This is a genomic window from Aquipseudomonas ullengensis, from assembly GCF_014174475.1.
GTDB lineage: Bacteria > Pseudomonadota > Gammaproteobacteria > Pseudomonadales > Pseudomonadaceae > Aquipseudomonas > Aquipseudomonas ullengensis.
The window spans coordinates 376,120-391,747 of record NZ_JACJUD010000004.1 but is presented as its reverse complement, the minus strand read 5'-3'; the positions used below and the strand labels follow the sequence as shown (position 1 = coordinate 391,747).

16 protein-coding genes are annotated in these 15,628 nt (G+C 63.3%); 2 read left to right on the top strand and 14 right to left on the bottom strand.

Features of this window, described 5'->3' with window-relative positions:
- Nucleotides 1-22: 22 nt before the first annotated feature.
- Nucleotides 23-757: a fumarate/nitrate reduction transcriptional regulator Fnr gene (fnr, locus tag H3H51_RS14175; protein WP_183089700.1), complete on the bottom strand. Its 735-nt coding sequence runs from the start codon at nt 755-757 to the stop codon at nt 23-25.
- Between the two features lie 154 nt (nt 758-911).
- On the opposite strand from fnr, the gene H3H51_RS14170 reads away from it, so the two are divergent.
- Nucleotides 912-1,361: a hypothetical protein gene (locus H3H51_RS14170; protein WP_183089699.1), complete on the top strand. Its 450-nt coding sequence runs from the start codon at nt 912-914 to the stop codon at nt 1,359-1,361.
- 4 nt (nt 1,362-1,365) lie between these two features.
- Here the strand turns inward: H3H51_RS14170 and hemN are convergent, their stop codons facing one another.
- From hemN to ccoN (H3H51_RS14105), 13 genes are all read right to left on the bottom strand, one after another.
- Nucleotides 1,366-2,748, bottom strand: a complete 1,383-nt coding sequence (gene hemN, locus H3H51_RS14165; protein WP_183089698.1) for an oxygen-independent coproporphyrinogen III oxidase — start codon at nt 2,746-2,748, stop codon at nt 1,366-1,368.
- Nucleotides 2,749-2,838: 90 nt separating this feature from the next.
- The gene (locus tag H3H51_RS14160; protein ID WP_183089697.1) at nt 2,839-3,522 is read right to left on the bottom strand and encodes a sulfite exporter TauE/SafE family protein; all 684 of its coding nucleotides are present in this window, start codon (nt 3,520-3,522) and stop codon (nt 2,839-2,841) included.
- A complete protein-coding gene (gene ccoS, locus H3H51_RS14155) occupies nt 3,515-3,721 on the bottom strand; it encodes a cbb3-type cytochrome oxidase assembly protein CcoS (protein ID WP_183089696.1) in 207 nt (68 codons plus the stop codon). Before ccoS ends, H3H51_RS14160 begins: the two co-directional genes overlap by 8 nt.
- 93 nt (nt 3,722-3,814) lie before the next feature.
- A complete protein-coding gene (locus H3H51_RS14150) occupies nt 3,815-6,214 on the bottom strand; it encodes a heavy metal translocating P-type ATPase (protein WP_183089695.1) in 2,400 nt (799 codons plus the stop codon).
- 13 nt (nt 6,215-6,227) lie between these two features.
- Nucleotides 6,228-6,728, bottom strand: coding sequence for a FixH family protein (locus H3H51_RS14145; RefSeq protein ID WP_183089694.1), 501 nt, complete (start codon nt 6,726-6,728; stop codon nt 6,228-6,230).
- A 13-nt stretch (nt 6,729-6,741) separates the two neighbouring features.
- Nucleotides 6,742-8,157: a cytochrome c oxidase accessory protein CcoG gene (gene ccoG / locus H3H51_RS14140; RefSeq protein WP_183089693.1), complete on the bottom strand. Its 1,416-nt coding sequence runs from the start codon at nt 8,155-8,157 to the stop codon at nt 6,742-6,744.
- Between the two features lie 141 nt (nt 8,158-8,298).
- Nucleotides 8,299-9,264 (bottom strand): cytochrome-c oxidase, cbb3-type subunit III, encoded by a 966-nt coding sequence (gene ccoP / locus H3H51_RS14135; RefSeq protein WP_183089692.1) that lies wholly within the window; start codon nt 9,262-9,264, stop codon nt 8,299-8,301.
- Nucleotides 9,261-9,446, bottom strand: a complete 186-nt coding sequence (locus H3H51_RS14130; protein WP_183089691.1) for a cbb3-type cytochrome oxidase subunit 3 — start codon at nt 9,444-9,446, stop codon at nt 9,261-9,263. Before H3H51_RS14130 ends, ccoP (H3H51_RS14135) begins: the two co-directional genes overlap by 4 nt.
- A 6-nt stretch (nt 9,447-9,452) precedes the next feature.
- Nucleotides 9,453-10,067 (bottom strand): cytochrome-c oxidase, cbb3-type subunit II, encoded by a 615-nt coding sequence (ccoO, locus tag H3H51_RS14125; protein WP_183089690.1) that lies wholly within the window; start codon nt 10,065-10,067, stop codon nt 9,453-9,455.
- Complete coding sequence (gene ccoN, locus H3H51_RS14120; RefSeq protein ID WP_183089689.1) at nt 10,067-11,509, bottom strand: cytochrome-c oxidase, cbb3-type subunit I; 1,443 nt, start codon at nt 11,507-11,509, stop codon at nt 10,067-10,069. The genes ccoO (H3H51_RS14125) and ccoN (H3H51_RS14120) overlap by 1 nt, the downstream gene beginning before the upstream one ends.
- 361 nt (nt 11,510-11,870) lie before the next feature.
- Nucleotides 11,871-12,806, bottom strand: a complete 936-nt coding sequence (gene ccoP, locus H3H51_RS14115; RefSeq protein ID WP_183089688.1) for a cytochrome-c oxidase, cbb3-type subunit III — start codon at nt 12,804-12,806, stop codon at nt 11,871-11,873.
- 5 nt (nt 12,807-12,811) lie between these two features.
- Entirely contained in the window at nt 12,812-13,426 is a 615-nt protein-coding gene (gene ccoO, locus H3H51_RS14110) for a cytochrome-c oxidase, cbb3-type subunit II (RefSeq protein WP_183089687.1), read from the bottom strand.
- The gene (ccoN, locus tag H3H51_RS14105; RefSeq protein WP_183089686.1) at nt 13,426-14,862 is read right to left on the bottom strand and encodes a cytochrome-c oxidase, cbb3-type subunit I; all 1,437 of its coding nucleotides are present in this window, start codon (nt 14,860-14,862) and stop codon (nt 13,426-13,428) included. Before ccoN (H3H51_RS14105) ends, ccoO (H3H51_RS14110) begins: the two co-directional genes overlap by 1 nt.
- Nucleotides 14,863-14,903: 41 nt before the next feature.
- Here ccoN (H3H51_RS14105) and H3H51_RS14100 point away from each other — a divergent pair, with 41 nt between their 5' ends.
- The gene (locus tag H3H51_RS14100) at nt 14,904-15,581 is read left to right on the top strand and encodes an alpha/beta family hydrolase (RefSeq protein WP_183089685.1); all 678 of its coding nucleotides are present in this window, start codon (nt 14,904-14,906) and stop codon (nt 15,579-15,581) included.
- Nucleotides 15,582-15,628 lie beyond the last annotated feature (47 nt).

The window sequence follows — 15,628 nt, the reverse complement described above, 5'->3', positions numbered from 1 at the left end:
CCAAGTCGCTGGGTGCGCATTATCAGTCAGGCATGCTGCCGCCAGCCAGGGCGCAGAGCTCGATGGGGTCGAGAATCTGCACTTCCTTGCCGTCGGCATTGATCAGGCCGTTCTGCTGGAAGCGGGTGAATACCCGGGACACGGTTTCCACGGCCAGGCCCAGGTAGTTGCCCACTTCGTTGCGCGACATGGCCAGGCGGAACTGGTTGGCCGAGAAGCCGCGGGCACGGAAGCGCGCGGAAAGGTTGACCAGGAAGGTGGCGATGCGTTCGTCGGCGGTCTTTTTCGACAGCAGCAGCATCATCTGCTGGTCATCGCGGATCTCGCGGCTCATCACCCGCATCAGCTGGCGACGTAGCTGCGGCAGTTGCACGGATAGCTCATCCAGGCGGTCGAAGGGGATTTCACACACCGAGGTGGTTTCCAACGCCTGGGCCGACACCGGGTACAACTCGGTGTCGACACCGGACAGACCGACCAGCTCGCTGGGTAGGTGGAAGCCGGTGATCTGTTCTTCGCCGCCGTCACTCAGGGTGAAGGTCTTCAGGGCGCCTGCGCGCACGGCGAACACCGAGTTGAAGGTGTCGCCCTGGCGGAACAGGAATTCGCCTTTCTTCAGGGGGCGGCCACGTTTGACGATGTGGTCCAGAGCATCCATGTCTTCCATGTCGAGCGACAACGGCAGGCACAGTGGCGCCAGGCTGCAGTCCTTGCAATGGGCATGGTGCGGGCTGTGAACCTTGAGGATCTCGGACATCGAGGCAATTCCTGCTGATAAACACCTATGAAGTGCAAGGGTAACGCATGGCCCTGCGTTCTCGCCAGCCGCCAATCCATCAGTCCTGACTCGTTGTTCAAGATTTGCTCAGGCTGACCGATAAGGTCAATGAGTCAATTTCCAGGACAGGACCATGCTACGGATAGATGTCGGCCAGATGAACGACAATCTGGTGCTGGGCGTACAGCGCCAGGCGGCACGCGAGCGGGGGGAGACCGTTGCGCCAGAAACCGTGAAGGAAGGTTTGCGCGTGAGTCTGTCCGAGTTGGGGCGAATTCAGTCGGTGGCGAAGAACGATGACATCGATGAGAGCAACCTGCCGGACACGGTCAAGGAAATCCTCAAGATGATGCGCGCGCTAAAACAGCAGATCGCCGAGAAGAAGCAGGAGCTGGAGGCGGTGATGGCCGACCAGAGCCTGAGCCCGGAAGCTCGCCAGGTGCGGGTCGAGGCGCTACGGGGCGAGCTCAACGCGCTACAAGGGGCGCTCAGCAGTGCCAGCGCCAATCTGATCAAGGTGATGCGCGAGGCCGGCCTGAGCGCCGAGCAGAAGCAGACGGCGGCCAAGCTGGCGATGGCGTGAGCCGCTAGATGACCCGCGAGAAACGCTGCAGGTTCTGTTGCTCCAGGTAGCGGTCGAAGAGCATGCACACTGAGCGCACCAGCAGCCGCCCGGCTGGCAGTACCTCGATGTGCTGGCTATCCAGCTCGATCAGGCCGTCCTGTGCGCATCGCTCTAGCTGCGGCCAGAGGGCGGCGAAGTAACCCCTGAAGTCGAGGTTGAAGCGCTCCTCGATGTCGCTGAATGCCAGGCTGAACTGGCAGATCAACTGCTGGATCACGGCGCGGCGGATACGGTCGTCGGCATTACACTGCAGGCCGCGCAAGGTGGCCAGTTGGGTGTTCTGCAGGCTTTGCTGGTAGTTGCCCAGGTCACTGCTGTTCTGGCAGTAAAGGTCGCCGATCTGGCTGATGGCCGAGACGCCGAGGCCGATCAGGTCGCAGTGGCCATGGGTGGTGTAGCCCTGAAAGTTGCGCTGCAGGCTGCCGTCTTCCTGGGATATGGCCAGCTCATCGTCGGGCAGGGCGAAGTGGTCCATGCCGATGTAGCGGTAACCGGCCGCCGTGAGCTGTTCGATGCTGCCTTGCAGCATGGCCAGCTTGTTGGCAGGGTCGGGCAGTTCGTCCGGGTTGATCCTGCGTTGCGGCAGGAAACGCTCCGGCAGGTGAGCGTAATTGAACAGCGAAAGCCGATCCGGCTGCAGGGCGATCACTTCGGCCACGGTGCGGGCGAAACTCTCCGGTGTTTGGCGGGGCAGGCCGTAGATCAGGTCGATGCTCAGCGAGCGGAACTGCAGGGTGCGCGCCGCTTCGACAATGGCACGGGTCTGTTCCAGGCTCTGCAGGCGGTTGATGGCGCGCTGCACATCCGGGTCGAGGTCCTGCACGCCGAGGCTGACGCGGTTGAAACCGAGCTCGCGCAGCAGCCCCATGGTGGCCCAGTCCGCTTCGCGTGGGTCGATCTCGATGCCGTAATCGCCGGAGTCATCGTCCTTCAAGGTGAAGTGCTGGCGCAGATACTCCATCAGCCGGCGCAGTTCATCGTGGCTGAGGAAGGTCGGTGTGCCGCCGCCCAGGTGCAGTTGTTCGACTGGCTGGCGGCGATCCAGATGGCGACTGATCAGTTCGATTTCCCGCTCCAGGCTTTCCAGGTACGGCAGCGCACGGCCCCGATCCTTGGTGATCACCTTGTTGCAGCCGCAGTAGTAGCAAATGTTCGCGCAGAACGGCACGTGCACATACAGCGACAGCGGGCGCTGTGCCTTGCGACTGTCACGCAGGGCGTGCAACAGATCGAATGTGCCGACCTCACCGTGGAACTGCACCGCGGTGGGGTAGGAGGTGTAGCGGGGGCCGGGCTGGTCGTAGCGACGGATCAGGTCGGCGTCCCAAAGGATGGCGTCGAGCATGCGGGCTGTCCCTAGAGTGGCGATGGTGGCCAGTCTAGGGGGCGGCAGGCGACAGGGTCTTGACCTGCATCAAGGCTGCGGGAGGCCCTGTTAATGGCCCATCAGCCAGTGCTGGTGTGGGCCGGGCAGGGTCCACAAGCCGAACAGGATCACCAGCAGCCCGCCGGCCATGCGTACGCCGCGGCGCCGCAACAGTGCCGTCAGGCGTTCGGCGGCCAGCCCGGTAGCCAGCAATACCGGCCAGGTACCGAGGCCGAATGCCAGCATCAGCAAGCCGCTGTTCAGCGCCGAGCCCTGGCTGGCGGCCCACAGCAGGGTGCTGTAAACCAGCCCGCATGGCAGCCAGCCCCAGATGGCGCCGAGCAACAGCGCGCGAGGCAGGCTGCTGACGGGCATTAGCCGGCTGGCGATGGGTTGCAGGTGGCGCCACAGGTGGCGGCCAATGCCTTCGATACGGGTCAGGCCGCTCCACCAGCCGGCCAGGTACAGGCCCATGGCGATCAGCAACAGGGCGGCGATCACCCGCAGGATCATCGCCGCCGGGCTGCTGGCTACGGCCCAGCCGGCCAGGCCGATCAGCACGCCGGCCACGCTGTAGCTGAGGATGCGTCCGAGGTTGTAGGCCAGCAGCAAGCGCAAGCGCTTGGCCCGTTGCTCGGGCGGGATGGCCAGGGTCAGCGCACCCATCAGGCCACCGCACATGCCCAGGCAGTGACCGCCGCCGAGCAGGCCGAGGATCAGCGCGGAAATCAGCAGGGGCGCCAATTCAAGCACGCGTGTCGTCCTGTTCGGCGGCCTTGTCGGCTTCGGCGATGCCGGCCTTGTGCTGCGGGTCTTCGTCGTCGAACAGGATGCTGTGCGCCGGGCCGTCGAGGTCGTCGTACTGGCCGCTGTTGACTGCCCAGAAGAATACCCAGATGGCAATGCCGACCAGCACCACGGCAATGGGGATCAGGATGTAGAGCGCAGGCATGGGGACTCCGGGCTGGGGCTGGGGGTAGGGTGGATGTCGCTTTCTACATCCACCATGGCGGCGCTGTGGTGGATCGATGAGGCGTGATCCACCCTACGGACGGGCCAGGCGCAGGGCGTTCAGCACCACCAGCAGCGAACTGACCGACATGCCGAATGCTGCCCAGAGCGGGGTCACCCAGCCGAGGGCGGCGAACGGCAGGACCAGGCCATTGTACAGGCAGGCCCAGGCCAGGTTTTCCAGAATGATGCGGCGGGTGCGCTTGGCCATGGCGAAGGCCTGCACCAGGCTGCTCAGGCGGTTGGACAGCAGCACCGCGTCGGCACTGGTCTTGGCCAGGTCGGTGGCGCTGCCCATGGCTACGCTGATGTCTGCGCCGGCCAGCACGGGCACGTCGTTGACCCCATCGCCGAGCATCAGCACGCGGTGACCGTCCTGGTGCAGTTGCTTGAGTACGGCGAGCTTGGCGTCCGGCGTCATGCCGCCACGGGCGTCATCGATGCCGAGCCGGCGAGCCACTTCGTCGACCATCGGCGAGCTGTCGCCGGACAGCAGGATGACTTGCCAACCCTGGGCACGGCAGGCGTTCAGTAGCTCGCCGGCATCTTCGCGCAGGCGGTCGTCGAGGACGAACCAGGCCAGCGGCCCCTGCTCATCACCCAGCAGCAGCCATTGGCCTTGCGTGCCGGGAATCGCCGGGGTGGTCTGGTTGCTCAACGCCGCCACGAAAGCAGGTTGGCCAATGCGCAGGCGACGCCCTTCGACAAGTCCTTCCAGCCCCTGGCCAGGGCTGCTGATGATCTGCTCGGCAGCCTGGGCGCAATGGCCGAAAGCGCGGGCGATCGGGTGTTCGGAGCCGTGTTCCAGGGCGGCAGCGAGGGCCAGGCAGCTGCCGCTATCAAGCGTACCAAGCGGCTGGATGCTGCTCAGGGTTAGCCGGCCTTCGGTGAGGGTGCCGGTCTTGTCGAAGATCACCGTGTCGATCTGCTTGAGGCCCTCCAGCACATGGCCCCGCGTTAGCAGCAGGCCGAGTTTGTGCAGACTGCCGGTGGCGGTGGTCAGGGCCGTCGGTGTCGCCAGCGACAGTGCGCAGGGGCAGGTGGCAACCAGCAGCGAGAGGACGATCCAGAAGGCGCGCTCACTGTCGATCTGCCACCAGATCAGACCGACGATGGCGGCCGCGCCGAGGACGATCAGCAGGAACCATTGCGCCACCTGGTCTGCCACTTCGGCCAGGCGTGGCTTGTCGGCTTGTGCGCGTTCCAGCAGGCGGACGATGGCCGACAGGCGCGTGTCGGCGCCAAGGGCCTGCACGTCGACGGTCAGCGGGCCTTCGACATTGAGCGTGCCGGCGGTGACCAGATCGCCTTCGCCGCGCGGGCGTGGCAGGTATTCGCCGGTCAGCAGCGATTCATCGACGCTGGACTGGCCGCTGCGGATGCGCCCATCAGCGGGCAGCAGGGCGCCGGGCGCGACCAGTACCTGATCGCCGACCTTGAGTTCGCGCAGCAGGATGCGCTCGCTGCGGCCCTGGGCATCGAGGCGCAGGCAGGAGGCCGGCAGCAGGTTGACCAGTTGCGCGGTGGCCGCCGCCGTGCGCTCGCGGGCACGGCGTTCCAGGTAGCGGCCGGCGAGGAGGAACAGGGCGAACATGCCGACGGCATCGAAATACAGTTCGCCTACGCCGGTGATGGTCGACCAGATGCCGGCAACGTAGGCGCCGCCGATGGCCAGGGACACCGAGACATCCATGGTCAGGTGTCGCGTGCGCAGGTCACGCAGGGCACCCCGGAAGAACTGGCCGCAACAGTAGAAAACGATGGGGGTGGTGAGGAACAGGCTGGTCCAGCGCAGGATGGTGTTCAGCTCTGGCGACAGGTCGATGTTGAACTCTGGCCAGGTGGCCATGACGGCCATCATCACCTGCATCCACAGCAGGCCGGCGACGCCGATCTGGCGCAGCGAGCGGCGGTTTTCCTCGGCCAGGCGCAGGCTGGCTTCGTCGGCCTGCCAGGGGTGGCCGGCGTAGCCGATCTTGCGCAGTTCCTTGAGCAATTGGCTGAGCGGCAACTGGCTATCGGCCCAGCGCACGGTGAGGCGCTGGTTGGACAGGTTGAGTGCGGCTTCGGCCACGCCGGGCAGGGCGCGCAGGTGTTTTTCAATCAACCAGCCGCACGCCGCACAGCTGATGCCTTCGATCAGCAGGCAGGCTTCGCTGAGCTCGCCCTGGTGCTGGACGAAGGGTTGCTGCACATCGCTGCGGTCATACAGGGCCAGCTCGTCTGGCAGGACCTTGGGCAGCTCCTGCGGGTTGATCGCGCTGTCGCTGCGGTGACGGTAGTAGCTTTCCAGGCCGCCGCCGACTATGGCTTCGGTTACCGCCTGGCAACCCGGACAGCACAGGGCCCGCATCTCACCGAATACGCGGGCCTCGAAGCGGCTGCCGGCGGGAACCGGCAGGCCACAGTGATAACAGGGCTGAGGGCTGCTCATGGGCGGACTGGCATCACTCGCCGAGCTGGATCGGCTTGCGGTTCTGCAGTTCTTCTTCCTCGAACAGGCGCCAGTCGCTGTCGCCCTCGCGGCCGAGCAGTTCGACGAAGCGGCGGCCTTCGGCGATGTCCTGCAGTTGGCCGAAGTAGCTGCCGTCGTCCTGCAGCAGGAGGATCACCCGGCGGTCGCGCTCGGGCTGGGTCGGCGACTCCAGGTTGAGGGTCAGCTGCTGTGGCTTGCTGTTGCCGCTGAGCTGCAAGCGCGCGGTACCGTCATCGTTGTTCAGCACCAGGCTGCCCTTGAGCTGCAGGCGCTTGGCCAGGGTTTCGCGTTCCAGCGAGGTGTTGATGCCTTTGCCGACGTCGTAGTAGTTGTCGGAGATCAGGCCTGGCGGATGCTGGGTGGCGAACACCAGCAGGCCGAGACCGAGAACGACGGCGAAACCGAGGATGGACAGGATGAACCAGACCCAGAACTCTTTGTACCAGGGGTTTACGGGACTTTCGGACTGCATGAAATTGCCTTGTCTAACGCACGCTAGGGCCGATGAAACGGCTGTCGGCATCGCTGTGAATGGTTGGGTCGTCGAGCGCCTGGACCTTGAACAGGATCTTGTTGGCGCTGGACGGCAGTTTTTCCGGCGGGATGGACAGTTCCACGGGGACCGAGAGGACCTCGCCTGCCAGCGCCTTGACCTCATTCTTGCCCTCGTAGATCAGGCCATCGAGGCCTTCGGCTTCGATGCGGAACACCAGGTCGCGCTGGGCCTTGTTCATCAGTTTGAGGGTGTAGACGTTTTCGATGAAGCCCTGTTCGTTCTCGCGGAACAACACGCGGTCCTTGATCACGTCCAGCCCGACCAACGAGCGGCTGGCGATGGCCCAGCCGAACAGGCCGATCATTACGATCAGGGCGACGGCGTAGCCGATCAGGCGTGGGCGCACCAGGTGGGTCTTTTGCCCGGACAGGTTGTGCTCGGTGGTATAGCTGATCAGCCCTTTCGGGTAGTTCATCTTTTCCATGATGCTGTCGCAGGCGTCGATGCAGGCGGCGCAGCCGATGCATTCGACCTGCAGGCCGTCACGGATGTCGATGCCGGTCGGGCAGACCTGGACGCACATGGTGCAGTCGATGCAGTCACCCAGGCCCTCGGCCTTGTAGTCGGCGTTCTTCTTGCGCGGACCACGGTGTTCGCCACGGCGCGGGTCGTAGGACACGATCAGGGTGTCCTTGTCGAACATCACGCTCTGGAAACGCGCGTACGGGCACATGTAGATGCACACCTGTTCGCGCAGCCAGCCGGCGTTGCCGTAGGTGGCCAGGGTGAAGAAACCGACCCAGAAATAGGCCCAGCCATCGGCTTCGCCACTGAGCAGGCCGGGGATCAGGTCGCGGATCGGTGAGAAGTAGCCGACGAAGGTCAGGCCGGTGACCAGGCCGATCAGAATCCACAGGCTGTGCTTGGCGGCCTTGCGCGCGAACTTCTCGGCGCTCATGGGCTGCTTGTCCAGCTTCATGCGCTGGTTGCGGTCGCCTTCGGTGATCTTCTCGCACCACATGAACACCCAGGTCCATACGCTCTGCGGGCAGGTGTAGCCGCACCAGACTCGACCGGCGAACACGGTGATGAAGAACAGGCCGAAGGCACAGATGATCAGCAGCCAGGACAGCAGGGCGAAATCCTGCGGCCAGAAGGTGGCGCTGAAGATGTAGAACTTGCGCTCAGGGAGGTTCCACCAGACGGCTTGCCGATCATTCCAGCTGAGCCAGGCGGTACCGAAATAGAGCAGGAAGAGAAAGCTGCCGCCGCTCAGTCGCAGGTTGCGAAACAGACCGGTGAAGGCGCGGGTGTAGATTTTTTCGCGGCTGGCGTAGAGGTCGACAGTGTCGCCGCCCTTGGCCGGAGGAGGGGTGATGTTGCGGACAGGAATCTGGTCACTCATCAGGGTCGTACCACGGCGGTAGGTGATTGCTCCGGCCAGTACATGCCAACCGGAGTCAGGGCTTCACGTATGTCGCTATGGTACGCCTGAAAGAGCCTTGCCCGGATGCGACGCTAGGTCGCGCTCCGGGCGTCGGGAAGGTTACTTCTCGACTTTATCGCCATGCGACAGGCTGTACACATAGGCAGCCAACAGGTGCACCTGGTCTTTGCCCAGGCGATCAAGCTGTGCCGGCATGCTGCCCTTACGACCATAGCGGATGGTCTGCTGGAGCTGCGCATAGCTGCTGCCGTAGATGAACGCCGACGGGTTGGTCAGGTTCGGTGCGCCCATGGCCGGGGTACCTTTGCCGTCCGCGCCGTGGCAGGCGAAGCAGGTGGTGGAGAAGACCTTGTGACCGGCTTCCACGTCCGCTTCAACGCCTTCCGGCAACTTGCGGCCGGCGAGCTGGGTCAGCACGTAGGCGGCTGCGTTTTTCACGCCTTCTTCACCGATCATCGGGCCTTGGGCCGGCATTTCACCGTGACGACCACCGAGGATGGTCTGCTCGATGGTTTCAGCTGCACCACCCCAACGCCACTCGTTGTCGGTCAGGTTGGGGAAGCCGTAGGCGCCCTTGGCATCGGAGCCGTGGCAAACCGAGCAGTTGGAGGCGAACAGGCGGCCACCCATTTTCAGGGCATGGTCGTCCTTGGCTACTTCCTCGATCGGCATGGCGGCGAACTTGGCGAAGATCGGTGCGTACTGTTTGTCTGCACGAACCATCTCCTTTTCCCACTGGTGCACACCGGTCCAGCCGCTTTCGCCGTTGGCGAACGGCTTGCCGTCACCGGCTTCGTTGTAACCCGGGAGGATGCCTTTCCAGGTACCCAGGCCCGGGTACAGGACCAGGTAGCCGAGGGCGAAGATGATGGTGCCGACAAACAGCATGAACCACCATTTCGGCAGTGGGTTGTCGAACTCCTCGATACCGTCGAACGAGTGTCCAACGGTGTCTTCAGTGCTTTCCTGGCGCTGGCCTTTGCGCACACCGAAGATCAGCGCCGTCAGAGCCGCGATGGTGCCCAGGCTCAGTACGCTGATGTAGATACTCCAGAACAAAGTCATTCTTTATTGCTCCCAGAAGCTTGCTCGTCACGCGTGGTGGCCGGGACGTCGTCGGCGAAGGGCAGGTTGGCTGCCTCGTCGAAGCTGTCTTTGCGCCGGGCGCTATAGGCCCAGAGCACTACCCCGATGAAGGCGATGAACACTACTACGGTGCCAATGCCGCGAATCGTCCCGATATCCATCATGCGTTACCGTTTGTTCTTGATAGCGGTGCCAAGGCCCTGCAGGTAGGCAACCAGGGCCTCCATTTCGGTTTTGCCTTTGACCGCAGCGCGAGCGCCGTCGATATCTTCGTTGGTGTAGGGCACGCCGAGGGAGCGCAGAGCTTCCATTTTGGCGGCGGTGTCCTTGCCATCGAGCTTGTTCTCGACCAGCCACGGGTAAGCCGGCATCTTCGACTCAGGCACTACGTTGCGCGGGTTGTACAGGTGCGCACGGTGCCAGTCATCGGAGTAGCGGCCGCCAACGCGAGCCAGATCCGGGCCGGTACGCTTGGAACCCCACAGGAAGGGGTGGTCCCAGACGCTTTCACCAGCGACGGAGTAGTGGCCATAGCGCTCGGTTTCGGCGCGGAACGGACGGATCATCTGCGAGTGGCAGCCAACGCAGCCTTCGCGGATGTAGATATCACGCCCTTCGAGTTCCAGCGCGGTACGCGGCTTCATGCCTTCGACCGGGGTGTTGGTCACGTCCTGGAAGAACAGCGGAACGATCTGGGTCAGACCGCCGATGCTTACCGCGATGACCATGAAAAACGCCAGCAGGCCGATGTTTTTCTCAAGTATCTCGTGCTTGCTACTCATCAGTGGGCAACCTCGGCAGGAATCAGCGCGGCGGCCTCATATTCAGCCGGCTTGGCAGCACGCACGGTGCGGAAGGTGTTGTACGCCATCAGCAGCATGCCGGTGACGAAGAAGGCACCGCCGAGCGCACGAACCATGTAGCCAAGGTGGCTGGCTTCCAGGGCTTCGACGAAGGAGTAGGTGAGGGTGCCGTCTTCGTTGACTGCACGCCACATCAGGCCTTGGGTGATGCCGTTGACCCACATGGAGGCGATGTACAGCACGGTGCCGATGGTGGCCAACCAGAAGTGGGCGTTGATCAGGCTGACGCTGTGCATCTGCTCGCGACCGAAGACTTTCGGCAGCAGGTGGTACAGCGAACCGATGGAGATCATCGCTACCCAGCCCAGAGCGCCGGCGTGTACGTGGCCGATGGTCCAGTCGGTGTAGTGGGACAGGGCGTTGACGGTCTTGATGGCCATCATCGGGCCTTCGAAGGTCGACATGCCGTAGAACGCCAGGGAGACCACCAGGAAGCGCAGGATCGGGTCGCTGCGCAGCTTATGCCAGGCGCCCGAGAGGCTCATCATGCCGTTGATCATGCCGCCCCAGCTCGGAGCCAGCAGAATCAGCGACATCGCCATGCCGAGGGACTGGGCCCAATCCGGCAGCGCGGTGTAGTGCAGGTGGTGCGGACCGGCCCAGATGTACAGGGTGATCAGCGCCCAGAAGTGCACGATGGACAGGCGATAGGAGTAGATCGGGCGACCGGCCTGCTTGGGTACGAAGTAGTACATCATCCCGAGGAAGCCAGTGGTCAGGAAGAAGCCCACGGCGTTGTGGCCGTACCACCATTGCACCATCGCGTCGGTTGCGCCCGCGTACATGGAGTACGACTTGAACAGGGTCACCGGCATTTCCATGCTGTTGACGATGTGCAGCATGGCGGTCACGACGATGAAGGCACCGAAGAACCAGTTGCCGACATAGATGTGCTTGGTTTTACGCTTGACGATGGTGCCGAAGAAGACCACCAGGTAGGTGATCCAGACGATCCCGAGGAGGATGTCGATCGGCCACTCGAGCTCGGCGTATTCCTTGGAGCTGGTGTAACCCAGCGGCAGGGTAATGACTGCCAGCACGATCACAGCTTGCCAACCCCAGAAGGTGAAGGCGGCCAGGGTGTCGGAGATCAGGCGCGTCTGGCAGGTGCGCTGGACCACGTAGTAAGACGTGGCGAACAGGGCGCAACCACCGAAGGCGAAGATCACCGCGTTGGTGTGCAGCGGGCGCAGACGGCCGAAGCTGGTCCAGGGAAGGTTCAGGTTGAGTTCTGGCCACACGAGTTGTGCGGCGATGAACACACCGAGCCCCATCCCGATGACACCCCAGATTACCGTCATGACGGCAAACTGGCGGATCACCTTATAGTTATAAGCAGTCTGACTTGTTGCTGTGCTCATGCTAAGGGTTCCACGGTTAATGGAGTTTTCTAGGGTAAAAAACGGCGGCAAGTATGTAGAAACGAGACCCTCATTGCAACGCTAGATGCCTGTGCGATCAAGGTTTTAGCGGCTTTTGAGCGCGCTTGGGAAGCATTCTGGCTGGGCATACTTGCCAGACCATTTCGCATCAAATGACGCGACACAAGAAGGGATCGCTTGGATTTGTTACCGGGTGCGACTGTCCAGCAGCTTAGCCCAAGTCAAAACAGCATAGATGCAACTGGTCGGAGGGGTGCGACACTGGGTCGCACAGGTGTGGCGGGGGTTGTAGCGGTTTGTCGGCGGTGGCGTTCGGGTACGTCCCTGTACCCGAGCGGTGTTACTCGGCAGTGCTGGCCGGTGTGGGTTGCGACAGGCTGTACACATAGGCGGCTAGCAGGTGCACCTGATCCGCGCCGAGAAAGGCCTGCTGCGCCGGCATGCTGCCCTTGCGGCCATAGCGAATGGTTTGCTGCAGCTGCGCATAGCTGCTGCCGTAGATGAACGCAGATGGGTTGGTCAGGTTCGGCGCGCCCATCACCGGGGTGCCTTTGCCTTCCACGCCGTGGCAGGCGAAGCAGGTGGTGGAGAAGACCTTGTGTCCGGCCTCCACATCGGCTTCAACGCCTTCCGGCAGTTTGCGGCCGGCGAGCTGGGTCAGCACGTAGGCCGCCACGTTCTTCACGCCGTCTTCACCGATCATTGGGCCTTGGGCCGGCATTTCACCGTGACGACCCGCGAGGATGGTCTGCTTGATGGTTTCAGCCGAGCCGCCCCAGCGCCATTCGTTGTCGGTCAGGTTGGGGAAGCCGTGGTTACCCTTGGCGTCGGAGCCATGGCAGACCGAGCAGTTGGAGGCGAACAGGCGATTGCCCATCTTCAGCGCGGCTGGGTCCTTGGCGACTTCTGCGATCGGCATGGCAGCGTACTTGGCGAAGATCGGCCCGTAGGCCTGGTCGGCTTTGTCCATCTCGCGCTGCCACTGTTTGACCTGGGTCCAGCCACCCTCGTATCCCGGCAGCACGCCCTGCCAGTTGCCCAGGCCTGGATAGAGCACCAGGTAGCCGGCGGCGAAGATCAAGGTGCCGAGGAACAGCATGAACCACCATTTCGGCAGGGGGTTGTCGAACTCCTCGATGCCATCGAAGGTGTGCCCCATGGTCTGCTCGGTAGGGCCCGTGCGCTGCCCCTTGCGTGTGGCGAAGAGCAGCCACAGCAGGGCGATCAGGCTGCCCAGGGTGAGCAGGGCGACGTACCAGCTCCAGAATTGAGTCATCGTGCTTACCTCTTGTTCTTCAGGCTGGTGCCGAGCACCTGCAGGTAGGCGACCAGGGCTTCCATTTCGCTCTTGCCCTTGACCGCCGCGCTGGCATCAGCAATGTCGGTCTCGCTGTAGGGCACGCCGAGGGTGCGCAGGGCCTGCATCTTGGCGGCGCTGCCCTTGCCGTCGAGTGTGTTTTCGACCAGCCAGGGATAGGCCGGCATCTTCGACTCGGGCACCACGTTGCGCGGGTTGTACAGGTGCGCGCGGTGCCAATCGTCCGAGTAGCGGCCGCCAACGCGGGCCAGGTCCGGGCCGGTACGCTTGGAACCCCACAGGAAGGGGTGGTCCCAGACGCTTTCACCGGCCACCGAGTAGTGGCCGTAGCGCTCGGTCTCGGCGCGGAACGGACGGATCATCTGCGAGTGACAGCCCACGCAGCCTTCGCGGATATAGATGTCGCGGCCTTCCAGCTGCAGCGCGGTATAGGGCTTCATGCCCTGCACAGGCTGGTTGACCACGTCCTGGAAGAACAGCGGGACGATCTGCGTCAGGCCGCCGATGCTTACCGCCAACACCATGGCCAGTGCCAACAGGCCGACGTTCTTCTCGAGTATTTCGTGCTTGCTGCTCATCAGTGGGCTCCTGTGGCGATCAGCGCGCCGGTGTCGTAGTCGGCAGGCTTGGCGGCTTGCACCGTGCGCCAGGTGTTCCAGGCCATCAGCAGCATGCCGAGGAAGAAGATCGCGCCACCCAGCACGCGCACCACGAAGCCGATATGGCTGGCTTCCAGGGCCTCGACGAAGGAGTAGGTGAGGGTGCCGTCTTCGTTGACTGCACGCCACATCAGGCCCTGGGTAATGCCGTTGACCCACATGGAGGCGATGTACAGCACGGTACCGATGGTGGCCAACCAGAAGTGCGCGTTGATCAGCGCGAGGCTGTGCATCTGCTCGCGACCGAAGACTTTCGGCAGCAGGTGGTACAGCGAACCGATGGAGATCATCGCCACCCAACCGAGGGCGCCGGCGTGCACGTGGCCGATGGTCCAGTCGGTGTAGTGGGAGAGGGCGTTGACGGTCTTGATGGCCATCATCGGACCTTCGAAGGTCGACATGCCGTAGAACGCCAGGGACACCACCAGGAAGCGCAGGATCGGGTCGCTGCGCAGCTTATGCCAGGCCCCGGAGAGGGTCATCATGCCGTTGATCATGCCACCCCAGCTGGGCGCCAGCAGGACCAGGGACATGACCATGCCCAGGCTCTGCGCCCAGTCCGGCAGTGCGGTGTAGTGAAGGTGGTGGGGACCGGCCCAGATGTACAGGGTGATCAGCGCCCAGAAGTGCACGATCGACAGGCGATAGGAGTACACCGGGCGCTCGGCCTGCTTGGGCACGAAGTAGTACATCATCCCGAGGAAGCCGGCGGTGAGGAAGAAGCCCACGGCGTTGTGCCCGTACCACCACTGCACCATGGCGTCGGTGGCGCCGGCGTACAGCGAGTAGGACTTGGTCAGGCTGACCGGCAGTTCCAGGTTGTTGACGATATGCAGGATCGCCACGGTGAGGATGAAACCGCCGAAGAACCAGTTGCCCACGTAGATGTGCTTGGTCTTGCGCTTGAGCAGCGTGCCGAAGAACACGATGGCGTAGGCGACCCAGACCACGGTGATGAGGATGTCGATCGGCCATTCCAGCTCGGCGTATTCCTTCGAGCTGGTCCAGCCCAGCGGCAGGCTGATGGCGGCGAGCACGATCACCAGTTGCCAGCCCCAGAAGGTGAAGGCGGCCAGGCTGTCGGATATCAGCCGGGTCTGGCTGGTACGCTGCAGCGAGTAATAGCTGGTGGCGAACAAGGCGCAACCACCGAAGGCAAAGATCACTGCGTTGGTGTGTAACGGACGCAGGCGACCAAAACTGGTCCACGGCAGGTTGAAGTTGATTTCGGGCCAGGCCAGTTGCGCGGCGATGAACACGCCGAGCCCCATCCCGACAATGCCCCAAACCACCGTCATAATGGCGAACTGGCGGACCACCTTGTAGTTGTAGGCGGTGCTGCTGCTTGTGCTCATGTGTTGGGCTTCCATCCACGGTTATAAAAAGCAGGGCAAGCATGGGTAAAGGCAAGGCGGGAGTTATTGACGAGGATCAATGCCGAGCGAACGGCTGGCTGTGGAATGGGGCGGGCGGAATGTCGCAGGCAAGCCCGAGTACCCTGATCCTTGCCCACGGCGCTGGCGCACCAATGGACAGCACCTTCATGCACCGCATGGCCGAGCTGCTGGCGGCGCGTGGCGTCAACGTGCTGCGCTTCGAGTTTCCTTATATGGCGGCGCGGCGGGCTGATGGCGGCAAGCGCCCACCCAATCCACAACCGCAGCTGCTGGAGTGCTGGCGGCAGGTCTATCGCACAGTGCGCCAGCAGGTGAGCGGCCCGCTGGCCATCGGCGGTAAGTCCATGGGCGGACGCATGGCCAGTCTGCTGGTCGATGAGTTGGCGGCGGATGCGCTGGTCTGTCTGGGTTATCCCTTCCATGCCGTGGGCAAGCAGGACAAACCGCGGGTGGCGCACCTGGCCGAGCTGTGTACCCCCAGCCTGATCGTGCAGGGCGAGCGCGATGCCATGGGCAGTCGCGAGACAGTGGCAGGCTATGTGTTATCGCCGGCGATTCGCCTGGAGTGGCTGGCAGCGGGGGACCATGACCTGAAGCCGTTGAAGGCCTCGGGTTTTAACCATGAGCAGCATCTGCTTACGGCGGCGCAGGCGGTGGCCGGGTTTCTGCAGCGGTAAAACCTACGCGCAATAAAAAGGCCGGCATCTGCCGGCCTTTTTATTGG